General features: G+C 68.1%; 14 protein-coding genes and 1 pseudogene. 10 read left to right on the forward strand and 5 right to left on the reverse strand.

Annotation, left to right across the window (positions count from 1 at the left end; all coding sequences use genetic code 11):
* Nucleotides 1-50 precede the first annotated feature (50 nt).
* The 3 genes from JOF40_RS05975 (at nt 51) to JOF40_RS05985 (ending at nt 6,911) form a co-directional block, all read left to right on the forward strand.
* Nucleotides 51-4,457 (forward strand): SdrD B-like domain-containing protein, encoded by a 4,407-nt coding sequence (locus JOF40_RS05975; RefSeq protein WP_129180990.1) that lies wholly within the window; start codon nt 51-53, stop codon nt 4,455-4,457.
* A gap of 70 nt (nt 4,458-4,527) precedes the next feature.
* Complete coding sequence (locus JOF40_RS05980) at nt 4,528-6,054, forward strand: sigma-70 family RNA polymerase sigma factor (protein ID WP_129180992.1); 1,527 nt, start codon at nt 4,528-4,530, stop codon at nt 6,052-6,054.
* A gap of 50 nt (nt 6,055-6,104) precedes the next feature.
* A complete protein-coding gene (locus JOF40_RS05985) occupies nt 6,105-6,911 on the forward strand; it encodes an MBL fold metallo-hydrolase (protein WP_129180994.1) in 807 nt (268 codons plus the stop codon).
* A gap of 272 nt (nt 6,912-7,183) precedes the next feature.
* Here the strand turns inward: JOF40_RS05985 and JOF40_RS20340 are convergent.
* From JOF40_RS20340 to JOF40_RS06005, 5 genes and pseudogenes are all read right to left on the reverse strand, one after another.
* Nucleotides 7,184-7,489: pseudogene (locus JOF40_RS20340) on the reverse strand (DUF3800 domain-containing protein); the annotation flags it as partial.
* Nucleotides 7,452-7,835: a DUF3800 domain-containing protein gene (locus JOF40_RS05990; RefSeq protein ID WP_129180998.1), complete on the reverse strand. Its 384-nt coding sequence runs from the start codon at nt 7,833-7,835 to the stop codon at nt 7,452-7,454. The gene JOF40_RS05990 and the pseudogene JOF40_RS20340, both read right to left, overlap by 38 nt.
* 205 nt (nt 7,836-8,040) lie before the next feature.
* Entirely contained in the window at nt 8,041-8,193 is a 153-nt protein-coding gene (locus JOF40_RS05995; RefSeq protein ID WP_188111699.1) for a hypothetical protein, read from the reverse strand.
* Between the two features lie 78 nt (nt 8,194-8,271).
* Nucleotides 8,272-8,697: a type II toxin-antitoxin system VapC family toxin gene (locus JOF40_RS06000; protein WP_129181000.1), complete on the reverse strand. Its 426-nt coding sequence runs from the start codon at nt 8,695-8,697 to the stop codon at nt 8,272-8,274.
* Entirely contained in the window at nt 8,694-8,948 is a 255-nt protein-coding gene (locus JOF40_RS06005; protein WP_129181002.1) for a type II toxin-antitoxin system Phd/YefM family antitoxin, read from the reverse strand. The genes JOF40_RS06000 and JOF40_RS06005 overlap by 4 nt, the downstream gene beginning before the upstream one ends.
* Nucleotides 8,949-9,135: 187 nt before the next feature.
* Here JOF40_RS06005 and JOF40_RS06010 point away from each other — a divergent pair, with 187 nt between their 5' ends.
* The 7 genes from JOF40_RS06010 (at nt 9,136) to JOF40_RS06040 (ending at nt 16,157) form a co-directional block, all read left to right on the forward strand.
* Nucleotides 9,136-11,070, forward strand: a complete 1,935-nt coding sequence (locus JOF40_RS06010; RefSeq protein ID WP_209674405.1) for a CASTOR/POLLUX-related putative ion channel — start codon at nt 9,136-9,138, stop codon at nt 11,068-11,070.
* Nucleotides 11,071-11,484: 414 nt separating this feature from the next.
* A complete protein-coding gene (locus JOF40_RS06015) occupies nt 11,485-12,720 on the forward strand; it encodes a sensor histidine kinase (protein WP_129181003.1) in 1,236 nt (411 codons plus the stop codon).
* Nucleotides 12,721-12,743: 23 nt separating this feature from the next.
* Nucleotides 12,744-13,376 carry a LuxR C-terminal-related transcriptional regulator gene (locus JOF40_RS06020; RefSeq protein WP_209674407.1) on the forward strand — a complete coding sequence of 211 codons (633 nt, stop codon included), beginning with the start codon at nt 12,744-12,746 and terminating at the stop codon, nt 13,374-13,376.
* Between the two features lie 134 nt (nt 13,377-13,510).
* Entirely contained in the window at nt 13,511-13,702 is a 192-nt protein-coding gene (locus JOF40_RS06025; protein WP_129181007.1) for a hypothetical protein, read from the forward strand.
* A gap of 4 nt (nt 13,703-13,706) precedes the next feature.
* Nucleotides 13,707-14,105, forward strand: coding sequence for a hypothetical protein (locus JOF40_RS06030; RefSeq protein WP_129181009.1), 399 nt, complete (start codon nt 13,707-13,709; stop codon nt 14,103-14,105).
* 38 nt (nt 14,106-14,143) lie between these two features.
* Entirely contained in the window at nt 14,144-14,491 is a 348-nt protein-coding gene (locus tag JOF40_RS06035) for a hypothetical protein (protein ID WP_129181011.1), read from the forward strand.
* Between the two features lie 220 nt (nt 14,492-14,711).
* Complete coding sequence (locus JOF40_RS06040) at nt 14,712-16,157, forward strand: MFS transporter (protein ID WP_246152790.1); 1,446 nt, start codon at nt 14,712-14,714, stop codon at nt 16,155-16,157.
* Nucleotides 16,158-16,162: the final 5 nt, after the last annotated feature.

Consider the following 16,162-nt stretch of genomic DNA (forward strand, 5'->3'; position numbering starts at 1 on the left):
GAATCGTGGCATCTGGACTCCACAAGCATCCGCGCAATCACCGCCCGACCATGAGGCTGGGTGTATCGACGCTCCTCGCGTTGATGCTCGCCTCGTCGGGACTGGTGGCCTCCTCGTCGGTCGCAGCCGACGACACCTCCGACTCGCCGGCGGCATCCGCCAGCCCGACCGAGCCCACTCCGACCGACGCTCCGGCGACGGACGAGCCCGAGCTCGACGTCACGAGCCCGACCGAGGCTCCCGCGGGCGGCGGCGCCGACACCACGTCGGACACCAAGTCCGACACCAAGGCAGAGCCCAAGGTCAAGGACGAGCCGAAGGCGGACGTCCCCTCGGAGCCGACGCCGCAGGACAAGCCGAGCGTGGCCGAGCGGGTGCGTGGCATCGTCGCCCAGGCCGTTGGCGACGGAACGCTCTCGGTCGACCTGACGCAGACCACCGGCACGGGGCCGTTCGACGGCGACGACGCCGCCGGCCACGACTCGAGCGCGACCAACAACATCATCCGCACCAACGACACGATCACGTACAAGGTCGGCATTCGCTACGAGGGTGAGGACCAGACCACCCCGAAGATCACGTTCTCGTTGCCGAAGGGCCAGGAGCTCGTCTCGCTCCCGCCGTTCTGCCTGGACGGTTCCTCGGTGACGCCGGCGAGCCTGCCGGCACCCACCGTGCCGCTGACGGCCACGTCCTACCAGTCGCTGCCGACACAGACGGTCGTGTGCGTCGTCGCCAACCAGGCCCAGGGCACCGCCCTCAACTACGACTTCTTGGCCAAGCTGCGCCCCGAGGTGCCCAACGGCACCACGATGGGCCCATTCGCCGCAACCGCCACGAGCGACCAAGTCACCACCCCCGCCTCGTCGTCCAGTGTTAGCCAGACCGTCTCGGCCAAGGCCCGCTTCGACGTCTCGAAACGCGGATCGTCGTCGAACGAGGAGACAGGCCCGCTGTATGCCCGCGGCGCTCCGTGCACCTTCGACTCGACGAGGGCGTGCCAGATTTATCAGTACCCGCTGACGATCACCGCTCCTGCAGGCGGCAAGGGCACCAGCCCGCTCGTCTCGCCCATCACCCTGACCGACGACATCAGCCCCGCCACCTACTATGGCCCGACCGTGTGGGCGGCTGCGGTCGCGGCTGCGGGTTCGGAGGCGGCGGCGATCGAGAAGTACGCCCCCCGCTACAAATGTGGAGCAACCCAGGATCTCTGGGGCAGCATTCCGTGGAGCTTGATCGACGCAGGTAACACGTCGACCAACTCGGTGCGCGACTCCGGGGACATCTCGTGCACGCAGCCCGGTGGAACCGGTACCAAGGTCGACATCACCATCACCAACGCTGACACCTCTGCATACACCGTCCCGACCAAGTCCGGCAATGGTTCGACGCTGCCCGCAGATACCGGCTACGTGATCAGCCGCCAGGTCAATCTCGAGATCCCGATCGATGCGGCCCTGGATCTTGGAACGAAGGGGGCGGACGGGCACTCGTGGACGCTAGCGACTGAAAACACGTACACCGACATCGTCATGACCGACATCAGCGGCAAGGCCAACAGCGGTGAGGTGCTGGCCAACAACAACCGCAAGGCTCAGTTGGCGGTACAGACGGGGGAGGGTTTCAACAAGTACTTCTCCGGCGTCTGGGGTCGACCGGGCAACCTACCGGCCGGTGACTTCTCGCCGGGCAACGGTCTCTACCAGGGCCCTCCCGGTTCGAGCCAGCTCCGTGACGGCAACACCGTCGTCGTGCCGGGGCAGGTTGTGCAGAGCAATATCTACTTCTCCGCGCAAGGAATTCCGAACACAGGAACGGCACAATCACGCAGTTACGTGGGATGCGATCTGTGGGACGAGTCGAAGTTGGCTCTGACCGCCGTCTCATCGTCGGCCAGTGGCGACGGACAGAATTCTTCTCGTGCCTCTGGTGGAAACCCCGTATGGCTGTCGTTCTTCCAGCAGGACGGTTCGAACAATCATCCGACGTCGGACCTCAAGAATTTCAAGATCCAGTACTCGACTGGGCCGGCCGGCCCAGGTGCATCCTCGGACTGCACGACCGGCACGTGGTCGGACACGCCACTCGGCGTGAGCGGTGCCAGCGTCGACGCCAACGGCGTCTTCACCGGAATCAACCGTATCCGCTTCTCATTCACCCCATCGTTCGACAATTCCGCTGACCTCGTTCAGCTGTCTCTGGCCATGGGTATGACGGTCAAGAGCGGCAGCCCAGTGGGCACCAAGCTCCCGAACTGGGGCTCGTTCAAGGCTGTTGACGGGGTCAAGGACATGGACGGTGTCATTGCTGATCCCGGCAGCTACACCCAGTCCAACTACGTTCCTGCCACCCACGTCGGCGCCTGGGGTGACCGTCTGACTCTCGGCGGTGTCACGGCGCGCATCAAGAAGTACGTCAAGAACCCGACCTCGGGTCAGTTCAGTGATTCGGCGGTTCCGCAGTACAGCAGTGGCGCGAAGGTCGACTACCGGTTGAATCCGACGATCACGGCTGATGTGAGTGCGGGGACGAAGGCGCCGGTGATCGTCGAGGACTGCCTGCCGAAGTACCAGCAGTTCGTCTCGTCCAAGCGTGTGGGCTCGGGTGATCCGATCACTCCGGTGCTGGTGCAGACGGGTTCGCCTGCGGGTGCAGAGCTGCAGTGCGCCACGGGTGAGACCTACGTGAAGTGGGATCTCGGCGACAACACGGTCAACGAGACGGTCGATCCGATCGTCTACACCGTCGAGATCCTGGGCACGGTCCGCAACGGGCTCTACACCAACAATGCGCTGGTCAGCTCTGAGCAGGACCCGTCGACCATCGGGGGCCGTCGTGCTCAGGCGCAGATCCAGATCGTGACGCCGACCGGCATCAAGATCGCCAAGTCGACCCCGCAGAGCATCGTCGAGGTCAACCCCGACAGCGTGGCCACGCCGCGCACGCTCAAGTGGACCGTCGACTTCGCGAACGTCGACGCCCCGCAGAACGTGTCGGACGTCGACATCATCGACGTCCTGCCGGCCGACGGCGTCGGTGACACCGACTTCACCGGAAGCCTGGCGTTCACGTCGGCGACGGTCGCGGCCGGAACCGGCATCGACATCCAGTACACCTCCAGCCCCGCCGCGGGTCTGAAGGTCGACCCGAACGACGCGACCAACGGAGCGACGGGCGCCACGGTGTGGTGCTCGGCGATCAGCGGCACCCCGGTGTCCGGCGTCGGCACGGCGGCTGACTGCCCCACGACGGCCTCGGCCGTCACGGGTCTGCGGTTCAAGCGTGCAGGAGCGTTCGCGCCCGGCGACGACATGACGGTCAACATCGTCATGACGCCGTCCAAGAACGCCGGAGGCGATGTGTACGACAACATCACCTCGGGCCGCGCCAACGGCGTCTCGCAGCCGGTCGGTCCGGCATCGCGCGAGATCGCGGTCATCGAGTCGGCCATCGGCGACTTCGTGTGGGAGGACGTCAACAAGAACGGCGTGCAGGACGCTGGTGAGCCCGGTGTCGCCGGCTTCCCGGTGAAGCTGGTCGGCAAGGACCTCGACGGCAACCCCGTGTCGCTGTCGACGACGACGAACGCCAACGGCAAGTACTCGTTCAAGGGTCTGGCGTCGGGCACCTACAAGGTGATCTTCGACCCGAACGCGTTGACGTCGAACACGACGTTCACGACCCGCGACGCGGGCAGTGACGACGCGCTCGACTCCGATGCGGACACCGCGACGGGTGAGACGGCCGAGATCACTCTCGCGCCGGACTCGCAGGATCCGTCGTGGGACGCCGGCCTGGTCATCGACCGCAACGTCAAGATCGTCGTCGACAAGAAGGTCGAATCGCAGAGCGTCCTCGACGCGAAGCGCGACGGAACGGTGACGTACTCGCTCACGGTCGCCAACTCCGGCACGGCCGAGGGCACGTACAGCCTCAACGACCAGCTGACCTTCGGTGGTGACGTCAAGGTGCTGTCGGCCACGGCGACCACGACCGCGAGCGGCGTGACGGTCAACCCGTCCTACGACGGTCTGACGAGCCCCGTGATCGTCACGGACCAGAAGATCGCCGGCGGTGCCACGCACGTCTACACCGTCACGGTGGGCGTCCACGTGGACACCAAGATCGCCAAGACCGAGCAGGACTGCAAGGTCAAGAACACCGAGACCGGCACCGGCTTCCTCAACACGGCCAAGCTCGTCATCGACGACGTGACCTACACCGACAAGGCGTGTGTTCCGGTCACGCCTCCGACGGACAACCCTCCGAAGGACAAGGGCCACGATGGAGACGTCAAGGGTGGCGGCGATTCCAACGAACCGAACGAGAGCGGCCTGCTGCCCTCGACTGGAGGTCCGGCACTCGGGCTGCTCCTCGGTGGCCTGGCCCTGGTCGCCGGTGGCGCACTGCTCGTGCGTCGTCGCCGTGACGAGACCACGCCGGGTGATGCGTGACTGACAGCTCGACCGATCTGGCCCCCGGACGTGTGACCATCACACGTCCGGGGGCCGCGGGCCTGCCGGCATGACGGTCTACGACCTCGGCGAGGTCACCGACGCGGGGCTCATCGAGGCCGTCCGCCGGGGCCAGACCGCCGCCGAGGGCGAGCTGTTCGTCCGGCACCAGGACGCGGCCGTGCGGTACGCGCGGCGACTCGCCGGCACGTCGGACGCCGAGGACCTCGTCGCGGACGCCTTCGTGAAGGTGTTCGAGGTCATCCGGGACGCTCGCGGGCCCGAGGTCGCCTTCCGTCCCTATCTCATGACGGCCGTGCGCAACCGGCACGTCGACCACGTCCGCAAGGACAGCCGGCACGTGTGGATCAGTGACGAGGGCGTGCTGGACGCCGTCTCGGTGCCCGGCGACGAGCGCGACCTGAGGGACGAGTCCGAGGTGCTGGCAGCGGCCTTTCACTCGTTGCCGGAGCGCCACCAGCTGGTGCTCTGGCACGCGCTGGTGGAGAAGGACCCGCACAGCGTCACCGCCCAGCTGCTGGGCATGTCGGCCAACGGCGTCGCAGCCCTGACCTACCGTGCCAAGGAGAGCCTGCGCGAGGCGTATCTCGCACGCCACGTCGTGCCGACGACCGACAAGGGATGTGGTCCGACTCGCGAGCTGCTCTCAGCCCATCGCCGAGGTCGTCTGCCACGCAAGCTGCAGGCCCAAGTCGACCAGCACCTCGAGGGCTGCCCGGCCTGCGCCGACGCCTTCGGCGAGCTCGCGATGCTCGACTCACGACTCGCAGCGATGCTGCCGGCGGCACTGCTGTTCGTGCCGGTGGCAGCTTCGATCGTCGGCGGAGTGACGGTTGCCCCGGACGCTGCGCCCAGGATGCGGCGGCCAGCGGTGCAGGCCGTCCTGGCCGGGACCGCCGCGGTCACCGCGGTCATCGTCGCGATCTGGTGGGCCGGGGCGGGCGAAGACCGTCGGACGGTCGCTGCGACCCCAGCGGTGCCCGCGGTGTCGGTGCCACCCCCGACATCATCCCCGTCGGTGATGCCGAGCGCGACCATCGAGCCCACGGTCGTCGCGGGGCCGTCGGCCGTCGCGCCGGTCGTCCCCGTGCCGACGCCTGCGCCGGTGCCGACCACGACCCGGCCGTCGCCGCGTGTGCCTCCTGAGTCCACCGGCGGCCGCCGGTCCGTCGCGCCGGTCGCACCCGTCCCTGTGACGCCGCAGCGGGTTGATCTGGCGGTCAGGTCGTTGACGGCGTACTCCGCCGGATCTGGGCGCTACGTCGTGGAGGCCGACGTCGTCGCCGCCTCCTCAGCGCCGCGCCTCACCTTCGCGGTGGTCGGCATGACGGCGTTCGAGGTGAAGACCAGCGACACCGGTCGTTCCCCCTCGTGCAGCTCGACGCCGAGTGCGTCCCCCGACCTGATGACGGTGCTGTGCGTGTTCGACGGTCCGGCGGACGGTCGCACGACGCTCGCCGTCGAGCTGGCCGGGCACACCCTGGACGCCCGCGTCGCGCTGGACGATGCGAGCGCGGACGACCCCCGTCCGGGCAACAACACCGCCCGTGTCCTCATCGACGAGCTCGCGGGCTGACCGCCGTCCCGATCACCCGCCTCGGGGGCCGGATGCGGCAGGATGCCAGCATGCGCGTCCATCACCTCAGCTGCGGATCGTTCTGCCCACCACTCGTCGGCGACATGGTCTGCCACGTGCTGCTGTGCGAGTCGGACGACGGGCTCGTGCTCATCGACACCGGCCTCGGCCTGGCCGACTACGCGGACCCGCGGGGCCGGATGGGGCCGACCCGGCACCTGCTCAATCTTGCCTCGACCCCGGCCGACACCGCGGTGCTGCAGCTGCAGGCTCGGGGGTTCGACGCCGCCGACGTGTCGCACATCGTGCTGACGCACCTCGACTTCGACCACATCGGCGGGCTGTCGGACTTCGCGCACGCGACCGTCCACACCACGGCGGACGAGCACGCGGCCGCCGTCACGTCCCCGGACATGCTCGACCGCAAGCGCTACCGGCCGGCCCAGTGGGCACACGGCCCGGCGTGGCAGATCCACGCCGGCCGGGGTGACCAGTGGCGGGACGGCCTCACTGGCCACGAGGTGCTGCCCGGCATCACGCTCGTCCCCATGCCGGGGCACTCGCGCGGCCACGCAGCGGTGGCCGTGGACGCGGGTGAGCGCGGGCTCGTCGTGCACGCGGGCGACGCGGTCTTCGACGCATCCTCGTACGCCGACGCGACGCCGTCAGGTCAGCGGCTCGATCGGGTGCGTGCGCTGCGAGCGTTCGAGCAGGTGGTGGGGCGTGACCGCGCGGCGATCGCCCGCAACCACGTGACGCTGCGGCGGCTCAACGACAGCGAGGGCGTGACGGTCGTCCCGGCCCACGACAAGCGGGTGTTCGACGACGTGGTGGGGCTGGGCGTTTCTACAGGTTGAGGCGTTGACTGCTGGTCGGTCTCGATTGGCTTGCCCGCTCGGGTCCGTCGACGGGTGCGCTTCTCTGAGCCCGAAGGCGGTGCCGGTGCTGCCGACTTCACGGCCTCGGCCTCGAACCGAGCCCCACATGGCTCGCAATCACACGATCCTGCGCCATAGGACGGCGTGAAATGCACACATCCATGCAGGACGCCGTCCACGTGGTGAAACCTGGGGTAGATCGTTGCGAAGCTCGGCTCAGCCTCACCGCCGGGGGCGTAGCGCCTGTACAGCGAGTAGGAAACAAGGTCGGCCAGCTGGAGCAGCCGTGAAGCACGAGAATCCGCAAACAACGGCACATCGGCAAGGTTTCGCAGCTGACCGATGTTCCCGGCCGACTTGCGCCACTGGGTAGTCCAGGTCTGAATGTCCCGCTCGACCACGACGCGGCGATCGTGGATGACGAGGCCTCGATTCGGCAGGCTGTCCTTCACGCGAACAGACTTGAGCAGCATGTCGAACTTGTGGAGCAGCACCTCATAGGCGTGTTGCTCACGTGACTCAGGCGTGGACGCCTGGTGGAAGCGGGAGTCCACCACGACGCCCAAAGATCGTCAGCGGCAGCCGGGGGTCTGAGGGCTTGAAACTGGCGATGAGATCGTAGGCAGCCGCGAGGATCTTGTGGCGGGTAGCGCGATCCACCGAGGCCCACATGCTCGTCTTCTTGGCAGTAGGGCTCGCTGGCTTTTTTGCGTTGCGCATCTCGCTCGCATGCAGCTCGTACTCGTCGAGGTTCGGTGGAATGCGGTCCAAGTGCTGCGAGACGATCTTGTCGAGTGCTGTTTGCAGGATCTGAGCATCATCCTCATGGATGGCCACTCCTCCGAGCACGAACGAATGGCTGCTCCCATGAGTGCCCGATTCATCCACGAACAGCAAATACATCGGGCAACAATAAACGAAGTCCCGGTCGCTATGACCGGGACTTCGAAAAGTTGACGCCGACTCAGTGATGCAAGCACCGCGTTGGCAGTCTCGCCCTACTGAACCGACCGCGTTGGCAGTCGTTATCGGCCTATCTAGGATGAAGCGTACGGGCGTCCGCTGTCAACCAAGGTTGATGTGCGTCTCTGGTCACAGACAACGGGCGTCAGTGGCGGCCGGCGGTGCGGGGCTGCTGCTGCGCTGCGGTCTTGGACTCAAGCGACTTGTCGTTCGTCTTGAGGCCCCAGTCGGCCCGGATGGTCGCCACGACGGTCTCGAACTCCTGGATGAGTCGAGTCTTCTCTGCTTCGTACGACATGGGGTTCCCTCCGATGTGCCTGAGTCCACGGTAGTTCATGGATGGTGCGGCGGCGTACGGGCCAAGGTCCCGAGGGGCTCAGCGCGATACGTCGACGGTCGAGAGGCCGAGATGCTGCCAAGCGTCGACGAGTCGCCGATCGCCTGTCGCGGCCACCATGTCGCGGTCGGCGATCGCGAGCGCACTGGCGCAGTGGACGGCGTCGTACCCGCGGAGAGCCTGCGTGTCAGCCAGGGTCGCGGCGTGGCCGACGAGGTCGTCGTCGACCGGGACGACCGTCATGTCTGACCACAGATCGTCCAACACCTTCAGGCCCGTGCGGTGAGCCGCTGTGCCGATCCGTCCGATCCGGTGTGCTTGGGCCAGGGCCGCGGCCGCCTCGACGTAGGCGAGCTGGCTGGTCACCATGTCTTCGGCGGACTCCCACAGGGCGCGGCACGTCTGGGTCGATCTCTCGCTGACGGTCAGCGGAACGATCGCTGACGTGTCGAAGTAGACCGTCACCGTCGCTGTTCGGCCACGAGATCGGAGACGGTGCCTTCGGCTCGGGCCGGTTCGGGTAGCGGCTGCCGTTGACGGGTGGGTTCGCGGACGAGCCCCGCAGCCCGGAGCTGCTCGAGCTTCGTCGGGCGGCCGACCGGGACAAGCCGTGCGATGGGCTTGCCGTGGGACGTGATCGTGACGGTGTGACCGTCCTGGACGGCTGCGAGCTGCTCACTCAAGGTCCGGCGAAGCTGCCGAATGCCGATGCTCATGCCGTCTCCTTGTGTACACATTTGACGAGTCAAGTGTACCGACATTTGCCCATGCGGGATCGGTCGTTTCCACACGTCCGACCCCCCGCATCCGCGAGGATGGCGTGTCGACCTTTCGACAGGCTCAAGGGGCGGTGAGCTTCAAGTTCAGCTCAAGGGGCATGCAGTGGGACAGACCGGGCGACAGATGCGCGCACGCACCGCCAAGAAGATGCAGCAGGGCAACCAGAAGCAGGGCAAGGCGCGCGTGGAGCCGACCGGCGGCGCGAAGCTGCGCTACTGGTTCGACGGGACGATGGCCCGCGGGACGTCCGCGCTCGTGGCGTGGCTCGCCGTGGTCACGGTCGCGCTGATCCTCGTCTTCGCGGTGTTCGTCTCGCTCACGGGGCTCGAGCCCGGGCAGGGCAACGTCAAGGGCGGGTTCCTTGGCCGCGTGCTCACGACCTTCTTCCACACCCTCGACCCCGGCACGGTCGCCGGCGACTCCGGCACCTGGCGGTACATCGCCACCATGCTGGTGCTGACCGTCGCCGGCCTGTTCATCGTCAGCGCCCTGATCGGCGTCATCGCCACGGGCATCGACGACAAGCTGGCCGAGCTGCGCCGCGGACGTTCGCTCGTCATCGAGAAGGACCACACCGTCATCCTCGGCTGGTCCGACTCGGTGTTCGCGATCGTCCGCGAGCTGTCGATCGCCAACGAGAGCCGCAAGCGTCCGGCCGTCGTGATCCTGGCCGAGCAGGACAAGGTCGAGATGGAGGAGGCGATCCGCGAGAAGGTCGGCGACCTCAAGGGGACGCGCGTCGTGTGCCGCACGGGGTCGGCGCTCGACCTCGGCGACCTGGCCCTCACCAACCACGGCCTCGCCCGCTCGATCATCGTCCTGTCGCCGGGCGGTGACGAGCCCGACAGCGAGGTCATCAAGACCCTGCTCGCCCTGACCCACGACGGGGCAGGGCCGCACATCGTCGCCGAGATCCAGGACCCGCAGAACCTCGAGGCCGCCCGGCTCGTCGGCGGCGACCGCACCGTCATCGTCGACAAGCGCGAGACGATCGCCCGGCTGATCGTGCAGACGTCGCGCCAGTCGGGTGCCGCCGCGGTCTACACCGAGCTGTTCGACTTCGACGGCGACGAGATCTACTTCCACTCCGATGCGTCCCTGGCGGGCAGCACGTTCGCCGAGGCGATCACGGCGTACGAGACGGCATCCGTCATCGGCCTCGTGTCGCCCGACGGCTACGTCGAGCTCAACCCCGCGATGGACACCGTCGTCGGTGGCAGCGAGCTCGTCGTCGTCGCCGAGGACGACTCGGTGCTCGCGAGCGCCGCGCGCAGCACCGCGTCCGTCGACGAGTCGCGCATCAACACCGCTGCCGTCGCGCCCGAGGCCACCTCGAAGGTGCTGATGCTCGGCTGGAACGAGCGGGCCGCAACGGTCGTGCGCGAGCTCGATGAGTACGCGCAGGCCGGGTCGACGCTGGAGATCCTCACCGAGCTCGGCACCCCGGACGTCCCGGACCTCACCAACCTCACGGCGACCGTCACGCGCGGACGCACGTCCGACCGGGCGACCCTCGACCGCTTCGACGTCAAGGAGTACGACCAGATCATCGTGCTCTGCTACTCCGACGAGCTGCCCGTGCAGCGCGCCGACGCCCGCACGCTGGTGACGCTGCTGCACCTGCGCGAGATCGTCGGCGACCGCACCAAGGGCGAACGTCCGTCGGTGGTCAGCGAGATGCTCGACGACCGCAACCGCGCCCTGGCCCAGGTCGCGCACGTCGACGACGTCATCGTCAGCGACGAGATCCTGAGCCTGATCCTGTCGCAGCTGTCGGAGAACGACCGGCTCGAGGCGGTCTTCCAGGACCTGCTCGATGCCGACGGTGCCGAGATCTACCTGCGTCCCGTGCGCGACTACGTGCTCGAGGGCGAGCCCGTCACGTACGCGACCGTCGTCGCCTCGGCCGTGCGCCGCGGCGAGACGGCGCTCGGCTACCGGGTGTCGGCGGAGTCGGACGATGCGGACGCCAACCACGGCGTCTACGTCAACCCGGCCAAGTCGGCGATGTTCGGCGTCCTGCCGGCCGACCGGGTCGTGGTGCTGGCGGAGAGCTGAGCGGCTCCGCCCCTCGCCCCTCGAGCCTGTCGAAAGGGGTTTCGACAAGCTGGCCCCGCGGGTTTTGGCAAGCCCAACCCGTGGGAGGCGCGGAGCGCTAGATTGATCGCTGCGATGGGTGCCGGCTGCTGGGCCCCCCGGCGGCGAGTGTGTTGCCGTCTCCCCGGCGACACGACGGCACCGCCGCAGGCGTACGCAGGGAGGGAGTCCCAACTGCGCCAGCGCTCCCGGAGCCCCTGCTCCGGGAGCGTCCTGCGCCTGGCGGCCGACGTCTTCTCTCGGCGCTCGCGGACAGGCCGAGGGGACGTCCAAGGGGCTGGCGGCTCAGGGGCTCGAGCGAAACCCCCGTGGACGACACGCCCCGTCGATAGTCTGCGTCCACCATCACGTGAAGAACCGGCCCCGAGGACTGTCATGGCGCTCGATCAGCAAGCGGGTGCCTCGCGGCACCCTGTCAGGGCCGCCATCGAGTCGTGGCGGGTGGGTTCGGGAGCCGTGCCGACCACGCGGGCCGGCGCCGAGATCGCCGTGATGATCACGATCGTCGGCTGGCGTGTCGGGACGTTGGCGCAGGTCGTCCCCGCCATCGGCCGGGGCACGGGAGACTCGCCGCGGCCTGCTCTGTACGTGGTGGTCGTGTCCGTCGTCCTCATCGAGTCGGCAGCCCTGTGCTGGTTCGCGATCAGGACCCGGGGGTTCCGCAGCCAGCGGTGGGCGGCGATCGACGTGACGATCGCCGGTGCCGCGTTGCTGCTCGAACCGCTCTACGTCGCACAGGGTGATCTCATCGGGACCTGGAGCGCGTGGGCGCCGGGCCTCGCGATCAATGCTGCCGTGGTGGCGGCTCTCGGCGTGCGTCGGCGACGGGAGGTGGCCTTCGGCGCGCTCGTGCTCGCGGCGTGCTACCTCGCCGTCAGCCTGCCGGCGGTCGAGACGGGGACACAGGGAACGACGGTCCGCAGCAACGCGCTGTCGTACGTCGTGTTCGCAGTGATGGCGCGCGCGATGGGGGGCTTCGTCCGACGATTCGGTGCCGCGGCCGATGACGCCCGGGCAGAGGCTGTCGAGGCCGCTCGGGTCGCGGAGCTGGAACGGCATCGTCGAATGCTGCACGACCAGGCGGGACTGATGCATCTGCTGTCCGACCCGGCCATCGACCCCGCACTGGCCGCGCCGTTGCGTCAACGGGCCCGGGCGGAGTCCAATCGCCTGCGGACCTTTCTCGACGTCGACCCCGGCACGACGACCTCTGAGGTGGCGAGCCCGCGGTTGGTCGACGTCGTCGGCGCGGCGGCGGCCGAGTTCGACGACCTGCCGATCGACCTGATGCTCGACCTGGGCGCGGAGGTGATCCTCCCGGAGCGGGTGGTCGAACCCGTTCGCTCCGCCGTTGCCACGCTGCTGGCCAACGTGCGAATCCACGCCGGTGGGGTCGCCTCGGTCGTCATCCACACCGGCACGACCGCGGCGGGCGACCACTGGGAGGTGTCCGTCCGTGACGACGGGTGCGGCTTCGACCCTCGTGAGACGCCGCCGGGCTACGGCTTGAGTCATGTGGTGGAGCAGGGCCTCAGCGAGGTCGAGGTCGAGTCGACCGTCACGTCAGCGCCCGGCCATGGGACGGTCGCACTCCTCCGGGGCGCGCTCTGATGAGCGGCGGCGGGTCACGTCGGTTGCGTGTCGCGTCCGTCGACGACGACACGGTGGTGCGGGCCGGACTCCCGCTGCTCCTGCCCATGTTCGACTTCGAGGCCCAGCTCGACTCGGTCGAGGCGCTCCTGGCCGAGCGGGTGGACGTCGACGTCGTGCTGCTCGACCTCGAGCTCGACACGTCGACGACCGCGAGGTCTCAAGGCGGTGCTGCCGTGCGCGCCGTCAGCGACGCGGGCTACAACGTGCTGATCTACACCAACGAGAGACGACGTGAGGTTCTCGCGGGCTGCCTGTCGAAGGGCGCGCGCGGAGTGGTCGGCAAGACGGCACCGATCGAGGTGCTCGAGCGTGCGGTCATCGCTGTCGGCGCCGGTGAGGTCGTCATGACCCAGACGATGGTCGGTCTCGTCGAGCTCGCAGACCATCGCGGTCTGATCGGCGGGCTGACGACACGGCAGCGCGAGGTGCTGTCGGCGCGGGCGCGCGGCGAGTCGTTCGCGAGCATCGGCGAGCGCCTCTTCATCAGTGCGCGCACCGCCGAGGACCACTGGGCGAACGTCGCCAACACGTTCGCCGACTACCTGGCGACCCACTCGGCGGCCGATCTGGAGAGGCACCTGGGGCTGGGCCCGGGCGACCTGCTCGACGACTGAGCCTCGCCGCCCCCGTGAACCCGTGGTTTCCCGGTGTCGCCGGGGGACCTTGGGACGCCACGCTGGGGCACGCCGCAGACGAGTCGTACGACTGACGTCCAGGCCCCTGCCCGAGCCAGTGAGAGAGAGCCATGATGAGCAGAGAAAGTGCCGGCATCCTGCTGGCCGTGATCGGCGGGATCGCGTTGGCGGTCGCGGGCGTGAAGTTCTTCGTGATCGGCTTCTACCCCGAAGAGCTCGTCCCGTTCGCCGTCATCGGCGTCGTCGGTGCTGCGCTGTGCTGGACCGGCAGCAAGCTCTACCAGGCCGCGAAGCAGGCGGGATAGGGCCATGGCGAAGATCGACGACAAGTTCGCTGCCACCCTCTTCACCGTCGGGACGAACCTCTCCTTCGAGCAGGTGCTCGCCGCGGCCGATGACGTCGCGGAGCGCTCGGCGGGCCTGATCACGAAGATCCACCGGGACGAGACCGACGCGGAGGAGGGCTTCATCGCCTTCCACGTGAAGAAGGGCGGATTCGCCAAGGTCGGAGCCTTCGCGGTCACCTACGCCCCTCCGGACGACACCACCGACACCGGCACCGTGACGTTCTTGCCCGGCACGTACCTGACGTCTCGTGCGACCGTCCTGCTCATCCCGATCGGCCCGGCCGACAGCGCCGCACTCAAGCCGTTCCAGACGTTCTCGCGGCTGTTGAAGCAGTCGGTGTCGGATGAGGCAGCGGCATGACGGGCCAGCGCACGACCTCATCTCGAGTGGGTCGCCGGGTGGCAGCAGCATCGCTGCTGTGCTCGATCGTCGCGCTGACGTCCGCCGGGTGCGCCGACGCCGCGCCGAGCATCGTGGGCGTGTGGTCGGCCTCGGACGGCAGCGTCACCAAGACCATCACCGAGGACGGCCAGTGCTCCGGCATGTACTACAACGGCACCGAGCCGCTCGACATCGGCGGCGGGATGAGCTGCACCTTGTCCGATGCCGAGACGGATGGCCGCTACACCTTGGTGGTGCGTCAACCGCCCAACCAGGCCAGCTACCAGGTCGCCTTCGACAGTGACGACCAGATGACCGTCTACACGTCCGGGGGCACCGAGATCGTGACGCTGACCAGGCAGTAGCGGCCTGCGCACGCCGCATGAGATGTGGGCAGGTTCTGCTGGTTTCGGCGGCACGGACCGACAGGAAGTGCCCACATCGTGTGGCAGGGACGTCGCGGCGGAGCGTGAGCCCGCGCACGTTCCGTGGGATCGGGAACAAGCGGGCCCTTAACATGGTTGCAGCAAGCAATCGCTTCACGCGATGCCGTCGCCTGCCCCCATGAACTCGAAAGTCTTTTCTGTGCCCACGCAAAACCGTCGCACCCACTACTGGGTGACCTTCGCCGTCCTGTCCGTCTCCGTCGCGTCGTACACGCTGATGCAGTCGCTGACCATCCCCGTCCTGTCCGAGCTCGAGACCGAGTTCAACACCGACCAGAACACCGTCACGTGGCTGCTGACCGGCTACCTGCTGTCGGCATCGGTCTTCACCCCCATCATGGGACGACTCGGCGACGCCTACGGCAAGCAGCGCCTGCTCGTCATCTCGCTCGCGGCCCTCGCGATCGGCTCGCTCGCCGCCGCGCTGGCCCCGACGATCGGCCTGCTGATCGTCGCGCGGGTCATCCAGGGCGTCGGCGGCGGCGTGCTGCCGCTCGCTTTCGGCATCATCCGCGACGAGTTCCCGCGCGAGAAGATCGGCGGCGCGGTCAGCGTCGTCTCGTCGCTGCTGGCCGTCGGCTTCGGTGCCGGCATCGTGCTCGCCGGACCCATCACGTCCAGCCTCGGATTCCGCTGGCTGTTCTGGCTGCCGTTCATCGTGACGGCCACGGCCGCCGTCGTGGCCGCGGTCGTCGTGCCCGAGTCGCCCGTCCGCACTCCCGGACGCATCGCGATCCTGCCCGCCGTCCTGCTGTCGGCGTGGCTCGTGGCCCTCCTCCTCGGCCTGAGCCAGGCACCCAAGTGGGGCTGGGGTGACCCGCGCACGGTCGGCCTGATCGTCGTCGCGATCGTGCTGCTGGTGGCGTGGATCCGCGTCGAGCTGACGGTCGACGTCCCGCTCATCGACATGAAGATGATGCGCCTGCCCGGCGTGTGGACGACCAACCTTGTCGCGCTGCTGCTCGGTGTCGGCATGTACGCCTCGTTCGGCTTCATCCCGCAGTTCAACCAGACGCCCGCCGCCAACGGCTACGGCTTCGGCTCGACGGTCACCGAGTCGGGACTGATCCTGCTGCCGTCGGCGATTATGACCTTCCTGACCGGCCTCGTCGCGGCTCCCATCGCCCGTCGTATCGGCCCCAAGACCGTGGTCGTCGTCGGATCGGTGATCGGCGCGATCGGCATGTTCATGATGGCTGGCTGGCACGACGAGCCCTGGAAGGTCGCCGTCTCGAACGCGGTCATCGGCACCGGCATCGGCCTGGCGTTCGCGTGCCTCGCCGGCCTGATCGTCGCCGCCGTCACCCCCGCCCAGACGGGTGTGGCCAGTGGCATGAACGCCAACATCCGCACGATCGGCGGATCGATCGGCACCGCGGTCATGGCCAGCATCGTCACGGCGCACTTCCTGCCCAGCGGCTTTCCGAAGGAGATCGGCTACACCGCCGGCTTCGTCGTCCTGGGCGGCGCGCTGCTGGCCGCAGCCTTCGCCGGGCTCATGATCCCGTCGATCTCCGAGAAGGGCATCGAGGACAAGCTCGAGCAGGAGCGTCTCGACCGCGAGCTCGCGGTCATGAGCGCCTGACCCGA

The sequence above is a fragment of the Aeromicrobium fastidiosum genome, from assembly GCF_017876595.1.
GTDB classification, from domain to species: domain Bacteria; phylum Actinomycetota; class Actinomycetes; order Propionibacteriales; family Nocardioidaceae; genus Aeromicrobium; species Aeromicrobium fastidiosum.